This is a genomic window from Rhodanobacter sp. sgz306013, from assembly GCF_057031145.1.
This window is the reverse complement of the sequence record NZ_JBXCIJ010000003.1, coordinates 409,977-434,276: the sequence shown is the minus strand read 5'-3', so window position 1 is coordinate 434,276 and position 24,300 is coordinate 409,977. Positions and strand designations below refer to the sequence as shown.

The 24,300-nt window shown below is 67.1% G+C and carries 23 protein-coding genes and 1 tRNA gene; 13 read left to right on the top strand and 11 right to left on the bottom strand.

Features of this window, described 5'->3' with window-relative positions:
• Positions 1-144 precede the first annotated feature (144 nt).
• The 4 genes from AC2EWF_RS11610 (at position 145) to AC2EWF_RS11595 (ending at position 4,423) form a co-directional block, all read left to right on the top strand.
• Entirely contained in the window at positions 145-1,353 is a 1,209-nt protein-coding gene (locus AC2EWF_RS11610) for a tyrosine-type recombinase/integrase (RefSeq protein ID WP_483639521.1), read from the top strand.
• Positions 1,354-1,695: 342 nt separating this feature from the next.
• Positions 1,696-1,950, top strand: a complete 255-nt coding sequence (locus tag AC2EWF_RS11605; protein ID WP_483639520.1) for a helix-turn-helix transcriptional regulator — start codon at positions 1,696-1,698, stop codon at positions 1,948-1,950.
• The gene (locus AC2EWF_RS11600) at positions 1,947-2,453 is read left to right on the top strand and encodes a hypothetical protein (protein WP_483639519.1); all 507 of its coding nucleotides are present in this window, start codon (positions 1,947-1,949) and stop codon (positions 2,451-2,453) included. Before AC2EWF_RS11605 ends, AC2EWF_RS11600 begins: the two co-directional genes overlap by 4 nt.
• Complete coding sequence (locus tag AC2EWF_RS11595) at positions 2,450-4,423, top strand: AAA family ATPase (protein ID WP_483639518.1); 1,974 nt, start codon at positions 2,450-2,452, stop codon at positions 4,421-4,423. Before AC2EWF_RS11600 ends, AC2EWF_RS11595 begins: the two co-directional genes overlap by 4 nt.
• Before the next feature lie 267 nt (positions 4,424-4,690).
• Here the strand turns inward: AC2EWF_RS11595 and AC2EWF_RS11590 are convergent, their stop codons facing one another.
• Complete coding sequence (locus AC2EWF_RS11590; protein WP_483639517.1) at positions 4,691-4,945, bottom strand: hypothetical protein; 255 nt, start codon at positions 4,943-4,945, stop codon at positions 4,691-4,693.
• Positions 4,946-5,381: 436 nt separating this feature from the next.
• Between AC2EWF_RS11590 and AC2EWF_RS11585 the strand changes: the two genes are divergently transcribed.
• The 3 genes from AC2EWF_RS11585 to AC2EWF_RS11575 are packed head-to-tail and all read left to right on the top strand — an operon-like array spanning position 5,382 to position 7,100.
• Positions 5,382-5,957, top strand: a complete 576-nt coding sequence (locus tag AC2EWF_RS11585; RefSeq protein WP_483639516.1) for a hypothetical protein — start codon at positions 5,382-5,384, stop codon at positions 5,955-5,957.
• Complete coding sequence (locus tag AC2EWF_RS11580) at positions 5,950-6,567, top strand: hypothetical protein (protein WP_483639515.1); 618 nt, start codon at positions 5,950-5,952, stop codon at positions 6,565-6,567. The genes AC2EWF_RS11585 and AC2EWF_RS11580 overlap by 8 nt, the downstream gene beginning before the upstream one ends.
• Positions 6,567-7,100: a terminase small subunit gene (locus tag AC2EWF_RS11575; RefSeq protein WP_483639514.1), complete on the top strand. Its 534-nt coding sequence runs from the start codon at positions 6,567-6,569 to the stop codon at positions 7,098-7,100. Before AC2EWF_RS11580 ends, AC2EWF_RS11575 begins: the two co-directional genes overlap by 1 nt.
• Before the next feature lie 86 nt (positions 7,101-7,186).
• Here the strand turns inward: AC2EWF_RS11575 and AC2EWF_RS11570 are convergent, their stop codons facing one another.
• Positions 7,187-7,900: a hypothetical protein gene (locus tag AC2EWF_RS11570; protein WP_483639513.1), complete on the bottom strand. Its 714-nt coding sequence runs from the start codon at positions 7,898-7,900 to the stop codon at positions 7,187-7,189.
• A gap of 21 nt (positions 7,901-7,921) precedes the next feature.
• Here AC2EWF_RS11570 and AC2EWF_RS11565 point away from each other — a divergent pair, with 21 nt between their 5' ends.
• Together AC2EWF_RS11565 and AC2EWF_RS11560 are read left to right on the top strand one after the other, a co-directional pair.
• Complete coding sequence (locus AC2EWF_RS11565; protein ID WP_483639512.1) at positions 7,922-10,024, top strand: hypothetical protein; 2,103 nt, start codon at positions 7,922-7,924, stop codon at positions 10,022-10,024.
• On the top strand, positions 10,021-10,266 hold the full coding sequence (locus AC2EWF_RS11560) for a hypothetical protein (protein ID WP_483639511.1): 246 nt from the start codon (positions 10,021-10,023) through the stop codon (positions 10,264-10,266). The genes AC2EWF_RS11565 and AC2EWF_RS11560 overlap by 4 nt, the downstream gene beginning before the upstream one ends.
• A gap of 60 nt (positions 10,267-10,326) precedes the next feature.
• Here AC2EWF_RS11560 and AC2EWF_RS11555 read toward each other — a convergent pair whose 3' ends face one another.
• Positions 10,327-10,983 carry a hypothetical protein gene (locus AC2EWF_RS11555; RefSeq protein WP_483639510.1) on the bottom strand — a complete coding sequence of 219 codons (657 nt, stop codon included), beginning with the start codon at positions 10,981-10,983 and terminating at the stop codon, positions 10,327-10,329.
• A 47-nt stretch (positions 10,984-11,030) separates the two neighbouring features.
• On the opposite strand from AC2EWF_RS11555, the gene AC2EWF_RS11550 reads away from it, so the two are divergent.
• The gene (locus tag AC2EWF_RS11550) at positions 11,031-11,402 is read left to right on the top strand and encodes a hypothetical protein (RefSeq protein WP_483639509.1); all 372 of its coding nucleotides are present in this window, start codon (positions 11,031-11,033) and stop codon (positions 11,400-11,402) included.
• 593 nt (positions 11,403-11,995) lie between these two features.
• Here the strand turns inward: AC2EWF_RS11550 and AC2EWF_RS11545 are convergent.
• The 5 genes from AC2EWF_RS11545 to AC2EWF_RS11525 form a co-directional block, all read right to left on the bottom strand.
• Positions 11,996-12,658: a hypothetical protein gene (locus tag AC2EWF_RS11545; protein ID WP_483639508.1), complete on the bottom strand. Its 663-nt coding sequence runs from the start codon at positions 12,656-12,658 to the stop codon at positions 11,996-11,998.
• 656 nt (positions 12,659-13,314) lie between these two features.
• Positions 13,315-13,404 (bottom strand) — tRNA-Ser (locus AC2EWF_RS11540).
• A gap of 48 nt (positions 13,405-13,452) precedes the next feature.
• A complete protein-coding gene (locus AC2EWF_RS11535) occupies positions 13,453-13,833 on the bottom strand; it encodes an LrgA (RefSeq protein WP_483639507.1) in 381 nt (126 codons plus the stop codon).
• A complete protein-coding gene (gene serS, locus AC2EWF_RS11530) occupies positions 13,830-15,110 on the bottom strand; it encodes a serine--tRNA ligase (protein WP_483639506.1) in 1,281 nt (426 codons plus the stop codon). The genes AC2EWF_RS11535 and serS overlap by 4 nt, the downstream gene beginning before the upstream one ends.
• 195 nt (positions 15,111-15,305) lie before the next feature.
• Positions 15,306-16,652, bottom strand: a complete 1,347-nt coding sequence (locus AC2EWF_RS11525; RefSeq protein ID WP_483639808.1) for a replication-associated recombination protein A — start codon at positions 16,650-16,652, stop codon at positions 15,306-15,308.
• A gap of 175 nt (positions 16,653-16,827) precedes the next feature.
• Between AC2EWF_RS11525 and AC2EWF_RS11520 the strand changes: the two genes are divergently transcribed.
• Complete coding sequence (locus tag AC2EWF_RS11520) at positions 16,828-19,863, top strand: ligand-binding sensor domain-containing diguanylate cyclase (protein WP_483639505.1); 3,036 nt, start codon at positions 16,828-16,830, stop codon at positions 19,861-19,863.
• 19 nt (positions 19,864-19,882) lie between these two features.
• Here AC2EWF_RS11520 and AC2EWF_RS11515 read toward each other — a convergent pair whose 3' ends face one another.
• The 3 genes from AC2EWF_RS11515 to AC2EWF_RS11505 all read right to left on the bottom strand — a co-directional run bounded on the left by AC2EWF_RS11515 (position 19,883) and on the right by AC2EWF_RS11505 (position 21,794).
• Entirely contained in the window at positions 19,883-20,572 is a 690-nt protein-coding gene (locus AC2EWF_RS11515) for a YoaK family protein (protein WP_483639504.1), read from the bottom strand.
• A gap of 18 nt (positions 20,573-20,590) precedes the next feature.
• The gene (lolA, locus tag AC2EWF_RS11510; protein WP_483639503.1) at positions 20,591-21,253 is read right to left on the bottom strand and encodes an outer membrane lipoprotein periplasmic chaperone LolA; all 663 of its coding nucleotides are present in this window, start codon (positions 21,251-21,253) and stop codon (positions 20,591-20,593) included.
• 61 nt (positions 21,254-21,314) lie between these two features.
• Positions 21,315-21,794 (bottom strand): AsnC family transcriptional regulator, encoded by a 480-nt coding sequence (locus AC2EWF_RS11505; protein WP_483639502.1) that lies wholly within the window; start codon positions 21,792-21,794, stop codon positions 21,315-21,317.
• Positions 21,795-21,940: 146 nt separating this feature from the next.
• Between AC2EWF_RS11505 and AC2EWF_RS11500 the strand changes: the two genes are divergently transcribed.
• Positions 21,941-23,212 carry a D-amino acid dehydrogenase gene (locus AC2EWF_RS11500; RefSeq protein ID WP_483639501.1) on the top strand — a complete coding sequence of 424 codons (1,272 nt, stop codon included), beginning with the start codon at positions 21,941-21,943 and terminating at the stop codon, positions 23,210-23,212.
• Complete coding sequence (gene alr / locus AC2EWF_RS11495; protein WP_483639500.1) at positions 23,212-24,288, top strand: alanine racemase; 1,077 nt, start codon at positions 23,212-23,214, stop codon at positions 24,286-24,288. Before AC2EWF_RS11500 ends, alr begins: the two co-directional genes overlap by 1 nt.
• The last annotated feature ends 12 nt before the right edge of the window (positions 24,289-24,300 follow it).

Genomic DNA, 24,300 nt, shown 5'->3' with positions numbered 1-24,300 from the left:
GATCTAACTCCCGTCCATCGTGATTCGCTGACAGCCTAGAAACCCTGTAAAATAGCTACATTACGGGTGTTGAGATTCCAACAACGTCCGGGTGCGGCCGCCCAAATCGGGCGTACTTTCATGGGTAGAAGCGGGGGTTGGACTGTGGCGCGTGCAGTCAACAAGCTGACGGATCTGAAGGTGCGGAACGCGAAGACGCCGGGATATCTGGGCGACGGCGGCGGCTTGTATCTGCAGGTGTCGCCATCGCTCACGAAGTCGTGGGTGTTCCGCTTCCAGATGGCCGGACGGCCTCGCGAGATGGGCCTGGGGGCCGCGCACACCTTTTCACTGAAGGAGGCACGCGAGCGCGCGACGCGCTGCCGTCAGTTGCTGGCCGATGGTGTCGACCCGATCGCACAGCGCGACGCGGAGCGGCAACGGCAGCGCCTGGAAGCGGCGCGCGCGCAGACCTTTGACCAGTGCGCCGCGGCTTACATCGAGGCGCACCGCGCCGGCTGGCGGAACGCGAAGCACGGAGACCAGTGGGCGAGCACCCTCTCCGCCTACGCATCGCCGGAGTTCGGCGCGTGGCCTGTGCAAGACGTCGATACCGCCGCGGTGATGCGCGCACTGGGGCCACTGTGGGCGGCCAAGACTGAGACCGCCAGCCGAGTGCGGGGCCGCATCGAGTCCGTGCTCGACTGGGCGACCGTCCGCGGGTTCCGTACCGGCGAGAATCCGGCCCGCTGGCGCGGCCACCTGGACAAGCTGCTGCCCAAGCGATCGAAGGTGCGGAAGGTCCAGCATCACCCGGCCCTGCCCTATGCCGATGCAGCAATCTTCGTCGGCGACTTGCGCGCCCACGATAGCGTGACGGCTCGCGCCCTTGAGTTCCTGATTCTGACCGCCGCGCGCACGGGCGAAGTGATCGGCGCGCGCTGGGACGAGTTCGACATGGAGGCAAAGGTATGGACCGTACCGGGCGATCGCATGAAGGCGGGCCGGCCGCACGAGGTGCCGTTGTCGTCGCGGGCGATGGAGATCGTCAAGGCTCAGCACGCGGTGCGCCTGGGTGACTATGTATTCCCCGGCCGGCGTTCGCGCGATCCGCTGTCGAACATGGCGATGCTGGCGCTGTTGAAGCGGATGGGCCGTAGCGACCTGACCGCCCACGGCTTCCGTTCAACGTTCCGCGACTGGGTGGCCGAGCAAACGAACTATCCCGGCGAGTTGGCAGAGATGGCCCTCGCGCACATCGTCAGCGACAAGACGGAAGCCGCCTACCGCCGCGGCACGATGAAAGAGAAGCGCCGGCAGCTGATGAACGAGTGGGCGCGCTACTGCACACCGAAGCGCGCCTCTGCGACCTAGCTGCGACCCAGCGCAAAAGCGCCCGCGACGAATCGTTGTGGCATGCGGGCTGCGAGCCACAGACCAATTGATTTTTAGTCAATTGCCCTGCAGGTATTTGATTAGAAAGCGAATATTGCTGGACGTCTGCGGCTTCTGATGTATAATGTCGCCGTACCCTCCGTTCGCAACTTTCCGGACGGTGTAGTTGAGGTTCCCCCGCAGAAGCTGTAGCCGAGCGAAGGGAAAACGCGGGCAAGGATCCTCGACCACGCCTCCGAAACTCCGCCATCTGGCCGCGGAGTTTCGGGGGCGTTTTCGTAGCTTCCGGGGAATGGCCACCATCTCCAAATGGTGCTCCCCATGAAAAACTCAGCTGACCAAACCCGGGATTCTGCTGCAGCGAAAAAGCCGCTTTCCGGCGTCGTCGCCCTCACCCTACCCGACGTCATCCGCAAAACCGCGCTGGGCCGCAGCTCTCTCTACGCCTTGATGCTGGCCGGGCAGTTCCCGAAACCGGCCAAGGTCGGCCGCCGCTCCATCTTCAACGCTGCCGAGGTCGATGCGTGGCTCGAAGCGCGCTTCGCCGCTCGCGCTAAAGCGGGTGGTGCTGAATGAAGCCGATCACCTACCGCATCCCCTGGCGTGTGTGGGTCGACATCCGCGACGACGACGTGCTCGCCGACCTGGTGTCGCTGATTAACGGGCACGTTGACGGCACGCTTTCGGACGACGACGGCGCAGCCATCACCATTCTGTCGCGTCACGACATGGACGCGCCGAAGAACCTGGAGCCGCCCATTCCGGGACAGCGGCACTTCCAAGTGGATCTCCAGATGGACGGCGCACAGTTGCGTTTCGTGGTTGGCGTGCTCGGCCGGCCCGGCAGCGAATTGCTCGGGTATTCCGCGGACGAGTTGCGTGCGGCGTGCGGCGGCATGCGCAAAGTGGTGACGGAACTGACCAAGGGCGGCCGTATCACCGCCGAGTCACTGGCAACACTGCAAAGCGCCGAGCTGATGCTGGACGGCCCCAGTACTGACCCACGCCGCTGCCAGCCGATCGGGCACACTGACTTCGTCGTCGCATCGGTCTACGCCGAACTGCCGGGGTGTGCATGAGTGCCGCGGCGATGGACCGCGCAGGCTATGCGACCGAGCTAGGCGCCAACGGCTTCCGGGTGTTCCGATGCGTCCCTGGTGGAAAGCAGCCGGCGACAAAGCGCTGGCCAAGCGTCGCCACCCACGATGCGGACAAGGTGCGGGGTTGGTTTGCGGATAACACGCACAACATCGGCGTGTATGCCGGAGAGCGGATCGTGAACGGCTCTGTCCGGCATATGGCCGTGATCGACCTGGACACCAAGGGCGGCAAGGACGGAATTGCAGCGCTGCGCACGCTTGCCGATCCGCACGGCGGCCTGCCGGACACGCTGACGGTGCGCACGCCTTCCGGCGGCCTGCATCTCTACCTCCATACGTCGCGCGCGGTGGGCAGCAACGCCAACGTGCTGGCGCCTGGTGTCGACGTCCGCGGCGTCGGCGGCTACGTCGTCGGGCCGGGCTCCGAAGTCGACGGGGGCGCCTACGCGGTGGCAAAGGACCACGAGTTGGCCGACTGCCCCGGGTGGCTGGAAGCGTTGCTGCCGCACCCCGGCGCCCAGCATGCGGAGCCGGGCAGCCGTGCCGCGCTTCCCGGTATCGACCCCGAGCGGGCCCATGCCCGCGCCGTCGAGTACCTGACGCATCTTGATGTCGTCGCGGAAGGTGGCCGCAACCACGCGGCATTCGCTGCGGCGGCCAAGGTGAAGGACTTGGGGTGCGGATCCGACGAGTGCCTGGCGCTCATGCTCGAACACTGGCCGTGCGAACCGATGCTCGACGCGGACGAGCTGCGGCAGACGATCGCCAGCGCGTATCGGAACGGCCAGAATCCGCAGGGAGCCGACGCGCCGGAATGTCAGTTTGAACCGGTTTCTGTCGAGCCCCGGAAACGTCGGTACAACGTCGCAACGGTCGCGGACCTGTTGAACCAGCCGCGCCCGGCATGGCTGGTGCGCGGACTGCTGCCGGCGCGCGGGCTCGGTGTGGTCTACGGCGCGCCCGGCAGCGGGAAAAGCTTCCTGATGCTCGACCTCGCCGCGGCGATCGCGCAGGGGAAGGCCTGGGCGCAGCAGCGCGTGCGCCACGGGCGCGTGGTCTACGTCGGATTGGAGGGATCCATGCGGGCACGCGCCGAGGCGTACCTGCAGGCACATGAACTGCGCCCGGATGAACTGGCCGCCCTGCAGATCATCGAGCGCCAGGGCGTCGACCTGTTGGCCGAGGGTGCCAGGGATGCAAAGGACCTCGTTGCGGATCTGCAGGACGGTGAACCGGTGGCACTGGTGGTCGTGGATACGCTCAACCGCGCGATGCCCGGCGGTAACGAGAATGCCAGCGAGGACATGGGCCAGGCGATTCGGTGTGCCGGGTTGATCGCGTCCGCCTTGAACTGCCTGTGCGTGTTCGTGCACCACTCGGGCAAGGACAGCAGCGCCGGCGCGCGCGGCCATTCTTCGCTGCTCGGCGCTGCCGATGCCGAGCTGGAAGTTTTCCGCGGCCCCGATGGCTCGACGCGGTACCTGAAGGCAACCAAGGTCAAGGATGGCGAGGACGGCGCGCGCTTTTCGTTCCGGCTCGAGTCGGTCGACCTTGGCCCGACGAGCGCGCACGACCCGGACGCGGATCCGTTCGAACGCGACTCGTCATGCGTCGTCGTTGACTTGGCCAAGGCCGACGCCCCCGCACCCGGCGTATCGCGTAAATGGACGCCAGTGCGAAGCAACGTCTACGAAACCTTGCGCGCGGTACTTTCGGGCAAGTTCGCCAATGCGGGCGATGTCCCCATCTGCGGAATCACCGAATGGCAGCGAGCCTATTTCGACGCAACACCGCTGCCGGACGACGAGGACCCCAAGGCCTCGCGCAAGGCCAGGGACGCGCGGCGAAAGAATTTCACCGATGCCCGGGACTGGCTGACAGCTCAAAAGCTGGTCGAGACGGTGACGAAAAAGGGGGTGGCCGCGTATCGCCTGACCGGTGATTTTTGACCCGAAAGTGCGGAAGTGCGGTCACTTCCGCGGCAGGGCGAAATTTTCCGTCTGCGGAAGTGGCGCGGAGGTGCGCCAGGCGCCGGCCAGATTTTCGCAACCCTTGTGCCACAAGGGCTAGAGGCACATCGCGGAAGTGCGGAAGTGTGCGTGGAAGTGAATTTCCGCATCCGCCAGGTGCGGAAGTGGAAGTGTCCCCCCCTTAGGGGGACTTCCACTTCCGCGGGTAGGTCTAACCCCTGGTCGTCACAGTCTGTTCCCGCTCACTCACGCTACGCCGTAGTCCCCGCATCGCTCGGTTAACGATCCGTCTGCGTCGAGGTAGCCGGCGGCGAATAGCTCCCCCCTGGCGCTCTCCATTTCATCTCTGCTGTCCCGGTCGGCACGCGCCCAGTCGAGCCCGGAGCCCGGTTCGATCCAGCGGCTAACGCGGTACGCGAGCCGGCTCATCTGCTGGTGCAATTGAGAGTAGAGGCCGAGCACTTCGGCGGCGCTGAATTCGGTCTGCAGTTCGTTCGACATGGTTCGTTCTCCTGGCCGCGGGATGCAGCGGGGGCAACGCTAGGCTTGAAATCGGGCGCCGTCAATGCAATTATCGTTCAATATCAAATACTTAGTGTTGTTCTTTCCGCAACACCATGGTTGCGAATGGCACAACTCGGCCCGTCCTTCTTGCCAGCTTCGGCCAGCGCCATCGCGCGTGCGCGCGAGCCGTCGCCGGTGTCGGTCGTGTTCAGGCTGTAGCAGAGTGTGGAGGATCGATGCGCAATCAAACTATCCACGTAAGTCCATGTAAATACTTCACTATATTTCTTTGAAATTACATCTACCCATGTTCAAACACATGACACGTGGTAAAATGTAGCCAAGTTCCCCGCTGGCTGCGCGCATGCCCTCACTGTTCCGAAAGCCCCTGGACGCATCTCCCGTCGACAAAGCCGCGGCCGCCGTCGACCGCGTGACCCAGCAGCATGCCGACGCTGCGGCCGCGCTGGACCTGTCCCGCGCCGAGTACGCCGACACCCTGGCCAACGTGGTAGCCGAGGACACCGCCGACTTGCGCAAGCTATCCGACGCCCGCGCCAAGCTCGCCGCGGCCGAAGCCGCCGAACGCATTGCGCGGGACGCCTTGGATGCCACGCGCAGCCGCCACAGCGCCGCCCAGGCCGCGGAGCAGCGCCACGCCCGCACCAAGGCATACGACGCCGCCCACAAGGCGGCCGTGCGCCGTGCCGAGGTGGCCAAGGCGATCGGCCAGCAGGTGGAAGCCCTGGCCAAGGGCTACCGCGAGTTGGTCGAGCTGGGGCATACGGTGCTCGGGGCACTCCCCAACGTGCCGGACATGGACGGAGCACTGCTGCGCGGCCACATGGTTGAAAACCTGGTGCGTGTCGAACTGGTGCGCCACGGCCTACCGTTCGGCGCCAGCATGCAGGCCCACCACGAAATCGAACCGCTGGCCGACAAGCTGGCCAGCACGCCGGACCTCGTGAAGCGCTGGAAGGCCGCCGACGTGGGGGCCGACCATGACTGAGGAAATCCAGCAGTCCGAAAGCGTTGCGGCTACCGCATCGGGCACGCTCGCCCCCGGCGCGTTCGACATGCGCCCAGCGCCAGCCAGCGAGCCCAAGCAGCCGGCCGAGGCTGCACCGGCCAGCGGCGCCGACGCACCGCAACGCGAATTCACCCAGGCCGAACGCGAAGCCGATTTTCAGGATGGCGCGTTCTTCGACGAGGCCGCACAGCCCGGCCGCTACAGCTTCGATCGCGTGCCGCCAGGCATCACGCACAGCCCCGAACAGGAACTGGCCGCGCGCACGTTGTTCGCCGCCGAACAGGTGCCGGCCGAAGTGGGCCGGTACCTATCCACTGTCTGGAACAAGGCCGCGGCGAATCCGCCCACGTACGAGGCGAACGTCGCGGCCGCCGAGCGCGTGACTGCGCAGCTCACGCGCACGGATCCGCAGCGCGGCGCCGAAACCATCAAGCTGGCGCAGCAGGAAGTGGACGCCATCGCCCAGCGAAACCCGGCCGTCCGCAACTGGCTGGAGCAGTCAGGCATGGGCAACGACCCGGTTCTCATCAACTATCTGGCCAACCGCGCCCGTGCTCGCACCAGCCGCGCAGCGCGTCGAGGCAAGTAATGCCGCGCCAGCTCACGCCCAAGCAACGCGCATTCGTGGCCGCGTACCAAACCGGTATCAGCGCGACGCAGGCGGCCATCGCGGCCGGCTACAGCGAGCATTCGGCGCGGCACATCGCGCACACCCTCATGCACGACAACAAGCTGGTGCGCGCCGAGCTCGACAAGGTGTCGCAGAACCTGGCCAAGGCGGCTGACTACAACGGCGAACGCTGCATGGCCGAGCTGGACCAGGCGATTGCCTTCGCCGTGCAAGCCAAGAACCCGAATGCGTACGTCAAGGCGATTGAGCTGCGCGCCCGCTTGGCCGGCCTCCTGCGCGACAAGCTGGACTTGAACCTCGGTGCACAGCCCGACATCGCCGAGGCTCTGGCCACGGCTCGATCCCGCGTTTTGCGACCCATGTGCGACCCAGCCGAGCACATCGACGGCGAGTTTGTTGCGCTGCCTGCGTTTGCGGGCGCTCGTCCAATTGATAACGAATCAACTGCGCGGGAATTTCCGCCGTCTGATCGGTGGATCGAAAAGCCGTGAGCAGCGCGCCGCGCGGCAACGGGTCCCCTTTTCGCCGCGACCCGGGGCCGGTGGTGGTGGCACCCCCGGAACTGGCCGCGCATGTTTCACCCAGGGCCATGTAGCGAACGAACGCTGCGAAATTTTTTTATAGGAAAAAGCTTATGGGCTTCCTCGATCCCGCAATCACCGAACAACTGGACTCGCTGGCCGAGGAGTACGGCAGCCTCCTCGTGCCGACCGACGACGGTCGGGAAATCACGTTTGCGGAACTCCGAACAGAACTGGAAGCGCAAAGCGTGGAAGCGGACAGCTTCGGCAAGCTGCACGAAATCGCGGCCGCGTGCGCGGCCCGGAACGGAGGCTGATCGATGCTCGACCAATGTGTGGAAGCCGTGGCGCGTGCCGCCGGCCGCAAGCTGACGGCCGCGGAAACCGGCGCCATCGAAGACCGCATGCTGGGCAGCATGCGCGAGCTGGCGCGCAAGGACCCGGCCGCGTGGCGCGGCATGTCGCGCGAGCAGCGGTTCGCCGAAGCCGGCAAGCTGGCGCACGCGAACTACAAGGCCGACACCCTGGCCGCGCAGGCGCGCACCGTGCGCGATATGCAGCTCCAAACAGCGCAGCTGCGTCTGCTGGACTCGTTCAAGCCTGGCCTGAAAGGCCAGCTCGCGGCACTGCGCCAGCGGCTCACCCTGCAGGGCAATTTCCGCGGCGGCGATATCCCGCTGGAACAGAAAATCCAGGGCGTCTATCACGACTTCACCCGCGAGCTGGATGGCGGCGCGTTGAAGGGGCGATTCTTCGGGCTGGTACAGCATCCGCTCGAACAGCGCGCAATCATGCGTGCGATCTTCGGCAAGGATTCCGGTAATCCGGAAATCGACGCGCTGGGTAAACAGGTGCGTGACGTCGTGGAGCGTGCACGCGTCGCCGCCAACGATGCCGGCATCCCCATTCACCACCTCGACGACTACATGCCGCGTGCGTGGGCGTGGGAGAAGATCGGCGCCGACCGCGCGCACTTCATCAAGCGCGCGCTTGAGGAAATCAACCCCGACGACTACATCAACCGCGACGGCTCGCCGATGACGGCGGACCAGTTGCGCCGGTTCGTAAGCGAATCGGCCGAGACCCTGGGCACGAATGGCGCCAACAAGCGCGGCGAGCAGATGGGCTCCGGTTACGGCAACAGCGTCGGCGCCTCGCGCAACACTCCCCGACAGCTGAAGTTCCGGGATGCCGAGGCAGAAATCCGCATGGCCGAAGAATTCGGCAGCGCCGGCAACGTGCTGTCGTTGCTCGACCATCACTTTCACGGCATGGCGCGCGACATCGCCACGGCGCGCACGTACGGGCGCAGTGCCGATCGGTTAGTGACGCAGCTCGTCAACCGCGCGTTTGCGGCGGATGCGGCGGGCGGCTTGGACGAAGCCCAGTTGAAGCAACTGGACAACCTCAAGCGCCGCACGCTGGCCGAATACCAGGCCATGCGCAATCCGGGCAGTCCGGGTGCGTTGCCTCTGTGGGCACAGGTGTCGAACACGATACGGGGTGTGGTGGGCAGCACGTTGCTCGGCGGCTCGACCTTGGCCGCGATCCCCGACATGGGCATGGCGATGGCTTACGGTCGCGAAATCGGCCTGACGCGCCGCGCGCTGTTGGGCAACATGGCCGAAGGATTCAAGCCGACCAAGGAGAACCTGGCCTATGTCCGGCGGCTTGGCATCACCGCGCAGACTCTGCAGGACGGTACCCATCGGTTTGGCGCGGGTGAGCTGTCGAACCAATTCACCCGGTTCCTCAATCACGGCGTCCACGTGGCCAGCCTGTTGCGGATGTGGGACCGCGGCCAGACGCATGCGGTTTCCGCGAGCCTGATGGATCTACTCGGCGAGCACACGCGGCAAGCGGATTTCGCCGCGCTCGATCCGAAGGACCAGGCCTACCTCGCATCCCGTGGCGTGACGGCCGACCACTTCGCCACGTGGCAGCGCGCCGAGCTGGAGGGCGGCCCGGATGGCGGCCATACGATGCTGACGCCGGACAGCATCTACAGCATTCCCGACGACAAGCTGCGCCCGATCGCCGAAGCGCGCGCTGGCGCGAACGCCTCACCGGATCAGATCGCGCAGGATATCCGCCGGCTTCGCACCGAAGCGGCGCAGCACCTGCTGGCGCTCACCTTGGCCGAGTCGCACATCGGCGCGCGCGGTGGCAGCGGCAACAGCATTCGCGACAACCTAGCCTTGCACGTAACGCCGGACAGCGCCGGTACGATCATGGGCCAGATGGCTCGCTGGTTGTTGTTCCTCAAGCAGACCCCGCTGGGCATCTTCCGCACGCACATGATCGATGTTCCCGGCGCCATGGGCGACTGGCGTAGCGCCTGGAGTTACCGCGCGCGCCTGTTGGCAATGCAGGCGAGTCTGGGCGCGCTGGCGCTCACCCTCAAGTCGATGGCCTTGGGCCAGGACCCCGAGAACCTGGCCACGCCCAAGGGTCTCGGCAAGATCGCGATTGCATCGGGCGGCTTCGGCATGTACGGCGACTTCCTGTTCGGGGACAACACCGAACACCGCAATAACGGCCTGGTGAAGGTGCTTGGCCCGGGCGCCACGTTCATGGACGACCTGATTCACCTCTACGGCGACACCGAGAACGAGGCCACCGGCAACGGTAGCACACGGCCGGGGCAGTACGGCGCCAAGACCCTCCGGTTCGCCCGCAACTACGCCATGCCGTTCAGCCGCCTGTGGTACCTGAAAGCCGCGTTCAACCACATGGTCTACCAGCAGCAGATGGAGAAGCTGTCGCCGGGATACAACGCCCGCGTTCAGGAACGCATGGCGCGGCAGGGGCAAACCTCGTGGTGGCAGTCCGGCGACATGGCGCCGAGCCGCGCGCCGAACATAGGGGCGGCCGTGGGGCAAGCGACCCCATGACGTTGATGTCAGACGACGGCTTCGTCGTCCCGATTGCGCTGGAGGCATCCACCGCCCGGCGCATCGTCGCGGCGGTGGTGCTGCAGGCGTTCAGGGACGTGGAGACGATGGAGACACGCCGGGCCAAGAATCCCGAGGCCAAGCCCAAGGCGCGCGAACTGGACGCGCAAGAATGGCTGCAGGACGACACGTCGACGCGGCCGTTTAGCTATCGGTGGTGCCTCGACGTCTTGGACGTCTGATGCCTTCGAATCACGCAACGACTTTTGATCAGCTCAATGAGGCGACCAGTGGCGTATCGCCTAGAGGCTATGCCCGGTCAAAGCGGTGATGATCGACACGACGACCGCCGAAGCGCCCATGAAGTATGGAAGCAGTAGATCGGTCGCTGTTCGCTCAAGTAAAATCGCGCGAAAGAAGCCATGGCGCCTAGCGCGCCGCAACGGCCCAAGATCCTCGGGGCGCACTGACGTCTCGAGAAGGGGGCGGGTCCCCTCTAGCCTTGGCGACGTCAAGTGCGACATTTGGCTCAGCTTTACCGGTACTCCTTCCTTGATCTCGGGAAATGCGGGGCGGTACTGCCTCAGCAAATTGGTCGCCGCGCTTACGGCGTTCGTGTCGGGTGGCTCGCATCTTTGCAGCCATCGCCCGCAAAGGCGCCGGAATTCTGTGCTCGCGAGAGCCTGGCGATTCCATTCCTCCCGGAACCGCTCCAAGCTGCCGGGGTCTAGTACCCAGTAACGCCAGGCGAAGTAGGCAAACGAAACCCAAGCCGACCAGTACAGCACCTGAGGGTGTGCGAGCTTCACCGGCAGAGTGGAGAGCGTCGCGGTATCCTTCATGACGCCGCCCGCCAGGTGGAACAAGATCAGGCCCAGGGAAATCGCGTAGAAGTCGCGTCGCTGCCTCAGTAGGTCGCCTGCCAACTCGCGGTCTTTGCACAGATTCTTGTGCGTCATGCATTTCCCCCGCCCGGTTCAATGGTTGCGGCAGCCTACACCGACGCGTGTCTCCGAACCTGAGATTCCCGGCGCGCACACTCGCCGGCATGCCGCGCAGAGAACGCAAACCCTCACCCGATTTCGCCTTTGACTTCCTGGCCGACTGGCGGGAGGTCGTGAAGGTCGAACACCCGTCCGCGATAGCCGAGGGCTGGACGCTGCATGGGACGGCGAGAATGCGCGGCGTAGCCTACGCGCTCGCGTGGCGCCACGGCTCCGTGGATGCGTGCGATCCGCGGGGAGTGATTCGAAGTCTGACGGCGCTTGAGCGTAGCCAGGTCTCCCTCGCGGTGGAGTTCAAGAGCGCGCCCGGCTGGGAGACCGTGCCGAAGTACGAACCGCCCCCGGGCACTTTCATGTTCACTTGGAGCGGGTGAACCCAGGAGGCGACTGCGTTGCACGCGCGATGCAGTCGCCTCGGGCTTATTTCTTTTTCGGTGGAGCCTTTTTGGCAGCGGACTTTTTGGAGGCGGCATTCTTGGCCGCTTCGCGCTCCGCTAGGACCTTTCCCCCGGAGGGATGACCCGCTCGGGTCTGCCTCGCCGCGTCGACCGTCTCGCGATTGGTCGGCGCTTTGACCTTGATCGTCTTACGAGTTGCCATGAGCTCCCCCATCAGCCAAGGTGGCGGAAACCTAGCGCTGCTTCGTGCCACCCGCAAGTGGCGCAGACAAAGCGGCCCGTTGGTGCGCATGAGGTGATGAAGCAACTTAAGGAAAGTGCCACGCATGTCGGTTCCGCCTGACGTTCCGTACCGGCTGGCTTACGCCTGGCAGCTTGGTCGGTTTGGGCCTGACGTGCGGAGCAGGCGTAGAGTGGCGCGATTGTGTGACGCGCCCCACCAGCGCCGGGCTTGATGGCGCGTAGGGGGCGGCCGACACGGCTGTTTAGCTATCAGCGGCGTCTCGACGTCTTGCGCCCATGAGGTCCGTGAACCACGCGCCGTTGTCGCCCGGATAAGTCGACGATGCTTACTTACCCGGCGATTTACTTGCACCGCTAGAAGCCGGTTGCGAGCTGCTTTGCGCGGTCGTTTGAGTGCCACCGTTAGCGGTTGTGCTGACCGATTGCGCCAGTTGAGCCGGGCTTAGGTTACTAATGCCGCTGAGGCTCTTAATGACAGCTTGGGGGCTGATACTATTCACGCCTTGGTAACTATCCAATGCGATGACGACTTTTGACTTGATTTCTTTGTTCATATCCGAACTTCCTCGCGAATTGATTGCCAAGCCCATGCAAATTATCGCCAAAGATAACGCGCCAACGCCAAACGATGTCCAGGCCAGTATATCCAATCTCCTCGCGAGCGTCTGCGCTCCCGTCAATTGTTGAGATGAAACCCCGGCCAAATCGTTCTTTATCGCCTCAAGATTAACGTTTTTGTTCACGTGGAACACGACAAGCACAACAACGGCGCAGACCGAGAAGCCGACAATCGAAACCACATACAGAATTACCATCCAAAGAGGATTGCAGCCAGCATGTGTTGAAAGAAGCGTAAGAAGCAAGCCCAGTCCAGCAACCGACAGAGTTAGTAGGCTCCGATCTAGCTCCATTGCAGTCTGTAACCAGGCGTTTACTAGGGCTTCGTAATACGCGAGGCCTCGGTCGGACAATTCTTTTTTCGTAAGCACGGCCGTCCTTTCGCAACAGGTTGTTACCCGTATATAACGATGTCACTACGAGATCAACGTTAGCCGAGAGCACAGGCAGAGAGGAAACAGGTGCGCCGCTATTGGTAGCGACCGCAGCCGGCTGGATTACCGTAGTAAGACCATGACTTTACGATATTTTCGTCGTTGACCTCGAGTGTAATCTCGCAAGCGCCCTGGACAACGGTCGACCCCATTTGCCCTGTCGTAGCCGAGAAGCTCTGATTCCCGACATAGCCTGTGGTCGTACTTGTCTGATAGGTCGGCAACACCAGCTGGTCCCGATTTGTCCAGACGTAGACGTGATGGCCGGCGATGTTCCGCTCGCTAGTCGGCACCCCCATGTGCGCGATCGCGACATCTAGCGGCTTGTCTACATAGGAGGCTAAGTCCTTCTGTAGGTTTTGCATTACGCAACCGCACAAAGCCGCCGACGTTACCGCGACGAGCAGTCCTTTTCGCCTCATCGCCGATCCCCCCCCCCCCCCCCCCGATGCGCCACCACATCGGTGATCGTAAAGCTGCCCCGCAGCTACCTGCAACACAGATGCCCACTCGCGATCTGGTATGGGTAGCCTCGCAGGCCCCTGACGTCAAAAAAAAAAGATCCTGAAAAATCAGAGACTTGTCGCATCAAATGGCGGAGAGAGTGGGATTCGAACCCACGGAAGGTTTGACCCTTCGCCGGTTTTCAAGACCGGTGCCTTAAACCGCTCGGCCATCTCTCCGGATTTTTCCGCGAGTCAGCTGCTCCCCAGCAGTCAGCGCGCATCCTATCAGGTACGCGGGACTCCCTGCCCCGCACGGCCTTTGCGCGACAGCGCGACCAGCGCCCAGATCGTGATGGCGACGGGGATCAGCGCGCCAAGCAGCGGCAGCAGCAAGGCGGGATGGCGGATCGACATCGGCACCAGCTGGGTGGCGGTGGCGTAGGCCACGATGGCAATCCGCAGCGCGCGGCGACGGCGGGCGATCCAGGGGCTGGCGAGGATCAGCAGCAGCGCGATGCCGCCCAGCACGAGGTCGAGCGCGGGTACCGTCCACACGCTGGCGAAACCGAGGCGGGTGAGGATCACCGAGCCGAGCACCGCCAGCAGGAACCAGCTGGTCCAGTACTCGACCTTGTCCCAGCCGCGCTCCTCGGCGGATGCGTTCACGCGATGCGCTCCTGCCCGCCCATGGTCGGGCGCAGCACCTCGGGCACGGTGATCGAGCCGTCGGCGTTCTGGTAGTTCTCCATCACCGCGACCAGGGTACGGCCCACGGCGAGGCCGGAGCCGTTGAGCGTGTGCACCAGTTCGGGCTTGCCGGTTTCCGGGTTGCGCCAGCGTGCCTGCATGCGGCGGGCCTGGAAGTCGCCGCAGTTGGAGCAGGAGGAAATCTCGCGGTAGGTGTTCTGGCTCGGCAGCCACACTTCGAGGTCGTAGGTCTTGATCGCGGCGAAGCCCATGTCGCCGGTGCACAGCAGCACCTTGCGGTACGGCAGGCCGAGCAGCTGCAGCACCTTCTCGGCGTGGCCGACCATTTCCTCCAGCTGCGCGTGCGACTGGTCCGGCGCGGCGATCTGCACCATCTCCACCTTCTCGAACTGGTGCTGGCGGATCATGCCGCGGGTGTCGCGGCCATAGCTGCCGGCCTCGGCGCGGAAGCACATGGAGTGCGCGGCGAGCCGCATCGGCAGCGCGTCGGCCTCGACGATGCTGTCGGCGACGAGGTTGGTGAGCGCGACTTCGGCGGTGGGGATCAGGTAACGCCTGCTGTCGCCGACCTGGGTGGCGAAAAGGTCTTCCTCGAACTTCGGCAGCTGGCTGGTGCCCTGCATGGTCCCGGCGTTGACGATCAGCGGTACGTTGCACTCGAGGTAGCCGTGCTCGCCGCTGTGCAGGTTGACCATGAACTGCGCGAGCGCGCGATGCAGCCGCGCCAGCTGGCCGCGCAGCACCGTGAAGCGCGCGCCGGAGAGCTTCGCGCCGGCGTCGGCGTCCAACCAGCCGTGGCGGGCGCCGAGGTCGACGTGGTCCTTCACCGCGAAGTCGAAGGTGCGCGGCGTGCCCCAGCGCGACTGCTCGGCATTTGCGGTTTCGTCCCTGCCCAGCGGCACGGACTCGTGCGGAAGGTTGGGGATGCCCAGCGCGATGTCGGCCAGCTTGGCCTGCACTTCGGTCAGCGCGGCCTCGTTGGCTTTGAGCCTGTCGCCGATGCCGGCGACTTCGGCGAGCAGCGGCGCGGCGTCCTCGCCCTTGGCCTTGGCCTGGCCGATCGCCTTGGAACGCGTGTTGCGCAGGTTCTGCAGATCCTGCGTCTCGGTGGCGAGGCGCTTGCGCTCGGTTTCCAGCGACTCCACGGCAGCCACGTCGAGCTCGAAGCCGCGGGTTTCCTTGAGTCGCGCCGCGGTTTCGGCGAGGCGCGAACGCAGCAGGGCGGGGTCGAGCATGGGGGTGTCCGGAAAGCGGTCGAAGGCCCGGATTATCGCCGCCGCGCGTGACTAGTGGCAACGCGATGCAAGCCGGCTTGCTCCCCTCTCCCACCGGGAGAGGGGCCGGGGGTGAGGGTTCGGACTGGCCTCAACACTTCGCTTCGCCCGGACCCTCACCCGGCTGCCGCCACCCTCTCCCGGAGGGAGAGGGATTCACTGGGGCTTACCTCCGCGCGCCTTGCGGCGCGCCTCGCGCAGCGCCGCGAGCTTTTCGCGCAGCTGGATCTCCAGGCCGCGCTCCACCGGCTCGTAGAACACGGTGCCGTCCAGCGCGTCGGGCAGGCATTGCTGGGCCAGCGCGACGCCGCCTTCGGCGTCGTGGTCGTACTGGTAGCCCTTGCCGTAGCCCAGGCCCTTCATCAGCTTGGTCGGTGCGTTGCGCAGGTGCATGGGCACGTCCAGCGTGCCGGTGTCGCGCACTGCGGCGCGGGCCTGGTTCCAGGCCATGTAGGCGGCGTTGCTCTTGGGCGCCACGGCCAGCCAGATCGCGAGCTGGGCCAGGCCCAGTTCGCCCTCGGGGCTGCCCAGGCGCTCGTAGGTGTCCCAGGCGTCCAGCGCCATGCGCCAGGCGCGCGGCTCCGCCAGGCCCACGTCCTCCACCGCCATGCGGGTCATGCGCCGAGCCAGGTAGCGCGGGTCGCAGCCGCCGTCGAGCATGCGCGCCAGCCAGTACACGGCGGCGTCGGGGTCGGAGGAGCGCACGGATTTGTGCAGCGCCGAGATCTGGTCGTAGAACTGCTCGCCCTGCTTGTCGAAGCGGCGGGTGCGGTCGGCCAGCACCTGTTCCAGCGTGGCCTGGTCGATGCGGTTGTGTTCGGCCAGCTCGGCGGCGATTTCCAGCAGGGTCAGCGCGCGGCGCACGTCACCGTCGGCGGCCTGGGCGATCAGCTGCAGCGAGGACTCGTCCACCTGCAGTTGCAGCGCGCCGAGGCCTCGCTCGGTGTCCGCCAGCGCGCGCCTGAGCGCGGCCACGATGTCGTCCACCGACACCGCTTCCAGCACGTGCACGCGGCAGCGCGAGAGCAGCGCGGAGTTCAGCTCGAACGAGGGGTTCTCGGTGGTGGCGCCCACGAACAGGATCACGCCGCGCTCGATGTGCGGCAGGAAGGCGTCCTGCTGCGCCTTGTTGAAGCGGTGCACCTCGTCCACGAACAGCACGGTGCGCCGTCCTTGGGCGAAGTTCGCCTCGGCCTCGGCCAGCGCCTTGCGCACCTCGGGCAGGCCGGAGAGCACGGCGGAGATCGCCTTGAAGTCGGCGTCGGCGTACTGCGCCACCAGCAGCGCCAGCGTGGTCTTGCCGCAGCCGGGCGGTCCCCACAGCACCATCGAGTGCAGCCGGCCTGCCTCCAGCGCGCGGCGCAGGGCGCGATCCGGCGCCACCAGGCGACGCTGGCCCACGACCTCGTCGAGGTTGCGCGGGCGCATGCGTTCGGCCAGCGGCTTGAGCGCCTCGGGTTCGGCGAACAGGGAGCCCGCCGGCTGGAAAGGGTTGTGGGGCATGGCCAGCATGATACGTCCCCGGACGACGGCCCGCCCCGGGAAACGGGCGCGCCCGTTATCATGTCGCCGGGAACGGCGCACCACGCAAGGAGCCGCGCATGTCCGGGGGAATCCACCGCCAGCTTGGCCCGCACCGCCATCGCCGGAAGCGCGGCGGCGTGGCGGAGCGCTGCGCTTGAGGCGGGCTGGCGGCCTGCGCGCGACCCTGCTGGCCATGCTGCTGGCGGTGCTGCCGTGCACCTGGCTGCATGCCGCCGTCGCCACCGTCGCCAGCGACCGCTGGCTTCCGCTGGAGCGGCAGTGGTTCGACGACGTGGGCATGGCCGAGGGCCTGCCCCACTCCATCACCACCGCACTGGCGCAGGATCGCGACGGACTGATGTGGATCGGCACCATGGGCGGCCTGGCGCGCTACGACGGCTACCGCGTTCAGGTGTTCGAGCTGGCCGATGCGGCGGCCGCCGGCCTGCCCGACACCTACGTGCGCAGCCTGCTCGCGCTGCCGGACGGCGGCCTGCTGGTGGGCACCAACGCGGGCGGCCTGGCCCGCTTCGACCCGCAGACCGGCCATTTCCGCAGCTACCCGGTCGGTCCGGGCGGCACCGGCAACCGCAAGATCTACGCGCTGGCGGCGGACGGCGACAGCGGCGTGTGGATCGCCACCGACAACGGCCTGGACCGCCTGGACCTGAGCAGCGACCGGATTGCGCCGGTCGACACCGGGCCTGCGGCGCCGCGCAACTTCGCGGTGTACCAGGACCGCGCCGACAACCTTTGGCTGGGCAACGACAAGGGCCTGTTCGTGCGCTACGCGGGCCGCCACGACTTCGTGCGCCCGGACCACCCCGCGGGCGTGGTCGACCAGGTGCTGCACGACGAGATCTGGGCGGTGCGCGAGGACGCCGAAGGGCGCCTGTGGGTAGGCAGCGTGCAGATGGGCGCGATCTACCGCGACACCGACGGCCGCTGGCGCACGGTCCCCGGCTTCAGCGGCTATGACGGCACTGCCAGGCAGGCCACCGTGCGCGACTTCCTGGAGGTGCGGCCGGGCCGGATGTGGATCGCCACCGACGGCGACGGCATCGTCACCTACAGCCCCGGCGACGCCGACACGCGCGTGCTGGACCACGACACCTCGCTGCCCTCCTCGCTGCCCGGCAATTCCGTGCGCGCGCTGCTGCTGGGTCGCGCCGGCAACGCCTGGGCCGCCACCGATCTCGGCGCGGCGCGCAGCAACGCGAGGGCCGACATCGCGTTCTCCATGCTGCCGTCGTCCGACTCCGCGCATTCGCTGGCCAACCCCAACGTGCGCAGCATCCTCGTCGATGCGCGCGGCCGCATCTGGCTGGGCATGGCGGCGGGCGAGATCGACATCGTCGACCCGGTCGCCGGCACCGTGCGCCACCTGAAACTGGCCGGCAAGCAGCTGCGCCGCGACGTGCAGAGTCTGGCCGAGGCGCCGGACGGCTCGATCTGGGTCGGCACCCAGGGCCTGGCGCAGGTCGACCCCGACACGCTGGCGGTGCGGGACGCGATCCTGCCCGCGCTGGGCGACAGCCCGGTGCTGAGCCTGTTGCGCATGGGGCCGTACATGCTGATCGGCACCTACAACGGCGCGTTCCGCTACGACTCGAGCAACGGCCAGCTGGTCCACTACCGCCACGTCGCCGGCCAGCCCGGCAGCCTGGTCAGCGACACCGTGCGGCAGATCGTGCGCGTGGGCACCGCCGTCTGGTACGCCACCAACAACGGCATCAGCGTCGCGCCCGATCCGCTGCAGACCTCGGGTTTCGTGAACCTGGTGCAGCACGAGGGCGACGCCGCCAGCCTGCCGCAGAACCTGGTCGATTCGATCGCCGTCGACACCCGCGGCCGCGTGTGGGCGGGCACGCTGGGCGGCCTCGCCCTGCTGCCGCAGGGCAACAAGCCGCCGTGGCGTTTCCAGCATCTCGGCACCGCCGCCGGACTGGCCAGCGACAAGATCACCGCCCTGCTGCCCGACGACAAGGGCAACCTGTGGGTGAGCACCTCGAACGGCATCTCGGTGGTCAACGGGCAGAACCTGCGCATCCGCAACCTCGGCGTGCGCGACGGCCAGCACATCGCCAGCTATATCTACGCCGCCGCCGCGCGCATGCCCGGCGGCACCCTGCTGTTCGGCGGCCTCGGCGGCCTCACCGTGGTCCGCCCGCGGTGGCGCGGCCCCGACGACCCGCAGGTGCCGCTGCGCATCACGAATGCGCTGGTGAACGGGCACCCGTTGCCGTTCGGCCGCCTGCCCGGCGACCACGGCACCCTCGCGCTGTCCGCGCACGAACGCAGCCTGCGCCTGGACTTCGCCCTGCTCGACTACCAGGGATCGCAGGAGACCGCGTACAGCTACCGCATGGCCGGCTTCGACGACGACTGGATCGACGTGCCCAAGGGCGGCACGCCGAGCGCGATCTACACCAACCTGCCGCACGGCCGCTACGTGCTGCACCTGCGCGCGGTGCCGCGCGGGCTGCACGCGCGCGCGGCCGAGAGCACGCTGGCGATCAGCGTTGCGCCGCTGTGGTACGAGACGCTGTGGGCGCGCCTGCTGGCGATCGTGCTGCTGCTGGCGCTGGTGGTGCTGCTGGTGCAGATGCGCACGATCTACCTGCGCCGCCGCGCCGTGCAGCTGCAGGCGCAGATCGAGAAGCACACCCATGAGCTGCAGGCCGCCAACCGGCGCCTGGACCTGCTGGCCGGCACCGACGAGCTGACCGGCGTCTGCAACCGCCGCCGCTTCCTCGAACTGGCCGAAGGCGTGCGGCGTTACGCCGACACCGCGCCGGCCTGCATCGCCCTGCTCGACCTGGACCGCTTCAAGCACGTCAACGACGAGTACGGCCACCTCGCCGGCGATGCGGTGTTGCGGTCGGCCGCCGGCGTGATCTGCCAGCAGTTGCGCGCCGGCGACCTGGTCGGCCGCTACGGCGGCGAGGAGCTGGTGTTGTGCCTGCCGAACAACCCGGGCGCCAAGGCCATCGCGATCGCCGAACAGATCCGCGTCGCACTGCGCGGCACGCGGGTCTGGCACGAAGGCCACGCGATCACCATCACGGTGAGCATCGGCGTCGCCGAACTGCGGCCCGGCGAGGGCATGACCTCGTGGCTGTCGCGCGCCGATGCGGCGCTCTACGAATCCAAGCACCGCGGCCGCGACTGCTGCACGCTGGCGGGCTGAGGCCAGCCGCCCTCCGCAATCAGCTGTCCGCGGAACCCGCCTTGCTCAGCGTGTACTGGCGATACAGGCCGTAGCCCAGGCCACAGATCCCGGTGAGCGTGGCGGGAATCAGCAGGCTGTGCTGCTGCATCAGCCGGAACAGCGCGGCGCCGACGACGCTGCCGAGCATGAAGCTGGCCGCCACCAGCACGCAGACGCGCAGGCGCAGCCGGTCCACCGGCAGGCCGCGCAGCAGGTGGCCGAGGTAGATGCCCAGGTCGGTGAAGATGCCGGTGACATGGGTGGTGCGGATCACCGCGCCGCTGTAGGCGCTGACCATGCCGTTCTGCAGACCCATGCCGACGGACGCCAGGTACAGGCCGACGGAACTGGAGGCATCGAGCAGGGGCACGGCGGCGAACAGCAGCGCCGACTCCAGCACCAGCGCCACGCCGTAGCGCCGGCCGAGTCGCAGCGTGCTCTGCTGCACGATGATGCCGCTCAGCAAGGTACCGAGCACGAAGGACGCGATCGCCAGCGCCCAGTGCAGCGCCTCGCCGGCCTCGCCCCGGCCCAGCGCGATGCCGAGCAGGCTGGTGTTGCCGGTCATGTTGCTGATGGATTCGTGGCGGAAGCCGAGGTAGCCCACCGCGTTGACTTGGCCCGCGATGAAGGCCAGCACGCCCGTGCCGAACCAGGCCCAGCGCGGCAATTGGCGCAATACCGGCATGGCGTGGGCTCCGCGGCCTCAGTTCTTCAGCGGCTGCACCTGCAGCACCGGCGCGTCGCCGATCACGTCGGCGCCCTTGGGCGGCACGAAGGTGAACACCGACGGCGGAATGGCCACGTTGCGGCGCCAGTCCGAGAAGCGGATGTCGGTGGTGGAGCCCAGCTGGTCCTTGAACGTCATCCGCGCCAGGCCATTCGCGTCGAAGCCGAGATCGGCATAGGCGAACTGCGGGTCCTTCGCGGTGGAGGTGAGGCGCAGCCAGGCGAGGCCGTCGTGCTCGCCCTGCTCGGTGACCTTGAACTCGCGGTCCATCTGCTTGAGGTCGGTCAGCACGGTGAGCGGGCTGTGCGCCTCCTCGCTGCTCTGGATCTTCACCGTCACCTGCTCCAGCTCGGGGTCGTACATCCACACCCGGCTGCCGTCGGCGACGATGGTCTGCTTGTACGGCGCGCTGGTCTCCCAGCGGAACTGCCGTGGCGCCTGCAGCGCCAGCGTGCCGGTGCTGGCCTTGCCGGCGTTGCCGTTCGGGTCGACCAGGGTCTGGCTGAAGTCGCCGGTGAGCGAATGCAGGCCGGTGGCGAAGGCGTCGAGCCGGGCGCGCGCGGTGCCGGTGGCGCCCTGGGCGGCGGCGCCCAGCGACAGCAGCGCGAGCGCGGCCAGGGCAAGCTTGAAACGTTTCATCGGATTCCCCGCAGCATGGCGATGGGCGCCATTGTCGCCGTTGCAGGCTTAACCCGCACCTTCATTCCGCGATGGGCAGGCACAGGGTCTCCTTGACCTCCTCCATCACGATGTAGCTCTTGGATTCGCGCACGTGCGGCAGGGTCAGCAAGGTGCTGCCCAGCAGCTTGCGGTAGGAGGCCATCTCGCTGATGCGCGCCTTGATCAGGTAGTCGAAGTCGCCGGAGACCAGGTGGCATTCCAGCACGTTGGGCAGGCGCAGCGCGGCGCGGCGGAACTCCTCGAAGATGTCGCCGGACTTGTAGGCCAGGCTGATCTCCACGAACACCAGCAGCCCCGCCTTGACGTACTGCGGGTCGAGCCGGGCGTAGTAGCCGGTGATCACCTGCTCGCGCTCGAGCCGGCGCACGCGCTCGGTGCACGGCGTGGTGGACAAGCCCACCCGCTCGCCCAGCTCGGTGAAGGAAATCCGCCCCTCCTGTTGCAGGATCTTGAGGATTTTCCGGTCGATCCTGTCCAGCTCGCGTGGTCGGGACGGCATGGCGTTCTGGCTCCGGCGGGTTGCTTCAGGAAAATATCCTGCCATTTTCATTCATTGCGGCAAAAACAACCACATGCACCCACTTATACTACGCGATTCATCCACTGCGCAGCGCTTCGTGCAGGGAATGTGGCCAGGAGGAAGCAATGCGGATTCTGATGCTCGGCAGCGGCGTGATCGGCGTGACCAACGCGTGGTACCTGCGCCAGGCCGGACACGAGGTGACCGTGCTGGACCGGGAGACCGGACCGGCGCTGGAGACCAGTTTCGCCAATGCCGGCCAGCTGTCGTTCGGCTACACCTCGCCGTGGGCCGCGCCCGGCGTGCCGCTGAAGGCGGTGAAGTGGCTGTTCGAGGCGCATGCGCCGCTGTCGATCCGTCCCACCGCGAATCCGGACCAGTACCGCTGGCTGTGGCAGATGTTGCGCAACTGCAGTGCAGCCCGTTACGCGGTCAACAAGGCGCGCATGGTGCGCATGTCCGACTACAGCCGCGACTGCATCAACGAGCTGAGCCGGACCACCGGCATCGACTACGAAGGGCGCCGGCTCGGCACCACGCAGCTGTTCCGCACCCAGCAGCAGCTCGACGCGGCGGCCCACGACATTGGGGTGCTGCGCGAGTACGGCGTGCCCTACGAGGTGCTGGACCGCGCCGGCATCGTCAAGGCCGAACCCGCGCTGGCGGCCACCGTCGACAAGCTGGTCGGCGCGCTGCGCCTGCCGATGGACCAGACCGGCGACTGCCAGCTGTTCACGCGCAGGCTCGCGGCGCTGGCCGCCGAGGCCGGCGTCGCGTTCCGCTACGGCCAGGAGGTGGGCGGCCTGCAACGCGACGGCGACCGCATCGCCGGCGTGCGCGTCGGCGACAGGCTGGAAAGCGCCGACGCCTACGTGGTCGCGCTGGGCAGCTGGTCGCCGCAGCTGCTCAAGCCGCTGGGCCTGCGCCTGCCGGTTTATCCGCTGAAGGGCTATTCGCTGACCGTGCCGATCACCGACCCGGACGCGGCGCCGACCTCCACCATCCTGGACGAGAGCTACAAGATCGCGGTCACCCGCTTCGACGACCGCATCCGCGTGGGCGGCATGGCCGAGGTGGTCGGCTACGACCGCTCGCTGAACCCGCGCCGGCGCGCCACCCTGGAAAAGGTGGTCAACGACCTCTATCCGCGCGGCGGCGACCTCGCCCGCGCCACCTTCTGGACCGGCCTGCGCCCGGCCACGCCGGACGGCACGCCGGTGGTGGGCGCCACGCCGTACCGCAACCTCTACCTCAACACCGGCCACGGCACCCTGGGCTGGACCATGGCCGCCGGCTCCGGCCGCTACCTCACCGACCTGATCGGCGGCAGGACGCCGGCGATCGACAGCGAAGGCCTGGACATCTTCCGCTACCTCGGCCCGGCGGGAGGCCGCTGATGCGCCCGGCCCAGGCCCTGATCGACCTCGATGCGCTACGCCACAACTACCGGCTGGCGAAACGGCTGGGCGGCGGCAAGGCGCTGGCTGTCGTCAAGGCCGATGCCTACGGCCACGGCGCGGTGGCCTGCGCGCGCGCCCTCGAAGCCGAAGCCGACGGCTTCGGCGTGGCCTGCATCGAGGAGGCGCTGGAGCTGCGCGCGGCCGGCATCAAGGCAGCGATCCTGCTGATGGAGGGCTGCTTCGACGCCGGGGAACTGCCGCTGGTGGTGGAACACGGGCTGTGGATCGCGGTGGCCTCGCCCGAACAGCTCGAGGCCGTGCTTGCGTTCGAGACCCGCGCCACGCTGCACATCTGGCTGATGCTGGACAGTGGCATGCATCGGCTGGGCCTGTCGCCCGGGGATTTCCGCGCCGCCCATGCGCGCCTCTCGGCGCGGCCGAACCTGGTGCCAATGGTGCTGATGAGCCACCTCGCGCGCGCCGACGAGCTGGACAGCCCGCGCACGCTGGAACAGCTGGAGAACTTCCGCCGCGCCATCGACGGCCTCGCCGGCGAGACCAGCCTGTGCAACTCGGCCGCCGCGCTGGGCTGGCCGCAGCTGCGCAACGACTGGGCGCGCCCGGGGCTGATGCTGTACGGCGCCGATCCGCTGCACGGCCAACCGCACGAGCACGCCGACGAGCTGCGGGCGGTGATGACGCTGCAGTCGCGCGTGTTCCTGGTGCGCGAGATCGGCGTGGGCGAACCGGTGGGCTATGGCGCGCGCTTCGTGGCGCAGCGCCCCACCCGCGTCGGCGTGGTGGCGATGGGCTATGCCGACGGCTACCCGCAATACGCCCCCAACGGTACGCCGGTGCTGATCGACGGCCAGCCAGGGCACACCATCGGGCGCGTGTCGATGGACATGCTCACCGTCGAGCTCACCGACCATCCGCAGGCCGGGGTGGGCAGCCTGGTGCAGCTGTGGGGCGACGCGCCGCGTGTGCCGGCGCTGGCCCCGCTGTGCAACACCAGCGCATACCGCCTGCTGTGCGCGCTGAAGCGCGTGCCGCGCCGCTACGTCAACGCCTGATCGGCGGCGACA

Coding starts and splice junctions, on each gene's coding strand:
- AC2EWF_RS11515 (WP_483639504.1), bottom strand. CDS start 20,572: ATGCCGGTATTGCGCCAATTGCCGCGCTGGGCCTGGTTCGGCACGGGC.
- serS (WP_483639506.1), bottom strand. CDS start 15,110: ATGCTCGACCCCGCCCTGCTGCGTTCGCGCCTCGCCGAAACCGCGGCG.
- AC2EWF_RS11505 (WP_483639502.1), bottom strand. CDS start 21,794: ATGCCGTCCCGACCACGCGAGCTGGACAGGATCGACCGGAAAATCCTC.
- AC2EWF_RS11565 (WP_483639512.1), top strand. CDS start 7,922: ATGCGTGCGATCTTCGGCAAGGATTCCGGTAATCCGGAAATCGACGCG.
- AC2EWF_RS11605 (WP_483639520.1), top strand. CDS start 1,696: ATGAAAAACTCAGCTGACCAAACCCGGGATTCTGCTGCAGCGAAAAAG.
- AC2EWF_RS11570 (WP_483639513.1), bottom strand. CDS start 7,900: ATGCTGTACCAGCCCGAAGAATCGCCCCTTCAACGCGCCGCCATCCAG.
- AC2EWF_RS11525 (WP_483639808.1), bottom strand. CDS start 16,652: ATGCCCCACAACCCTTTCCAGCCGGCGGGCTCCCTGTTCGCCGAACCC.
- lolA (WP_483639503.1), bottom strand. CDS start 21,253: ATGAAACGTTTCAAGCTTGCCCTGGCCGCGCTCGCGCTGCTGTCGCTG.
- AC2EWF_RS11575 (WP_483639514.1), top strand. CDS start 6,567: ATGCCGCGCCAGCTCACGCCCAAGCAACGCGCATTCGTGGCCGCGTAC.
- AC2EWF_RS11595 (WP_483639518.1), top strand. CDS start 2,450: ATGAGTGCCGCGGCGATGGACCGCGCAGGCTATGCGACCGAGCTAGGC.
- AC2EWF_RS11580 (WP_483639515.1), top strand. CDS start 5,950: ATGACTGAGGAAATCCAGCAGTCCGAAAGCGTTGCGGCTACCGCATCG.
- AC2EWF_RS11600 (WP_483639519.1), top strand. CDS start 1,947: ATGAAGCCGATCACCTACCGCATCCCCTGGCGTGTGTGGGTCGACATC.
- AC2EWF_RS11590 (WP_483639517.1), bottom strand. CDS start 4,945: ATGTCGAACGAACTGCAGACCGAATTCAGCGCCGCCGAAGTGCTCGGC.
- AC2EWF_RS11560 (WP_483639511.1), top strand. CDS start 10,021: ATGACGTTGATGTCAGACGACGGCTTCGTCGTCCCGATTGCGCTGGAG.
- AC2EWF_RS11555 (WP_483639510.1), bottom strand. CDS start 10,983: ATGACGCACAAGAATCTGTGCAAAGACCGCGAGTTGGCAGGCGACCTA.
- alr (WP_483639500.1), top strand. CDS start 23,212: ATGCGCCCGGCCCAGGCCCTGATCGACCTCGATGCGCTACGCCACAAC.
- AC2EWF_RS11500 (WP_483639501.1), top strand. CDS start 21,941: ATGCGGATTCTGATGCTCGGCAGCGGCGTGATCGGCGTGACCAACGCG.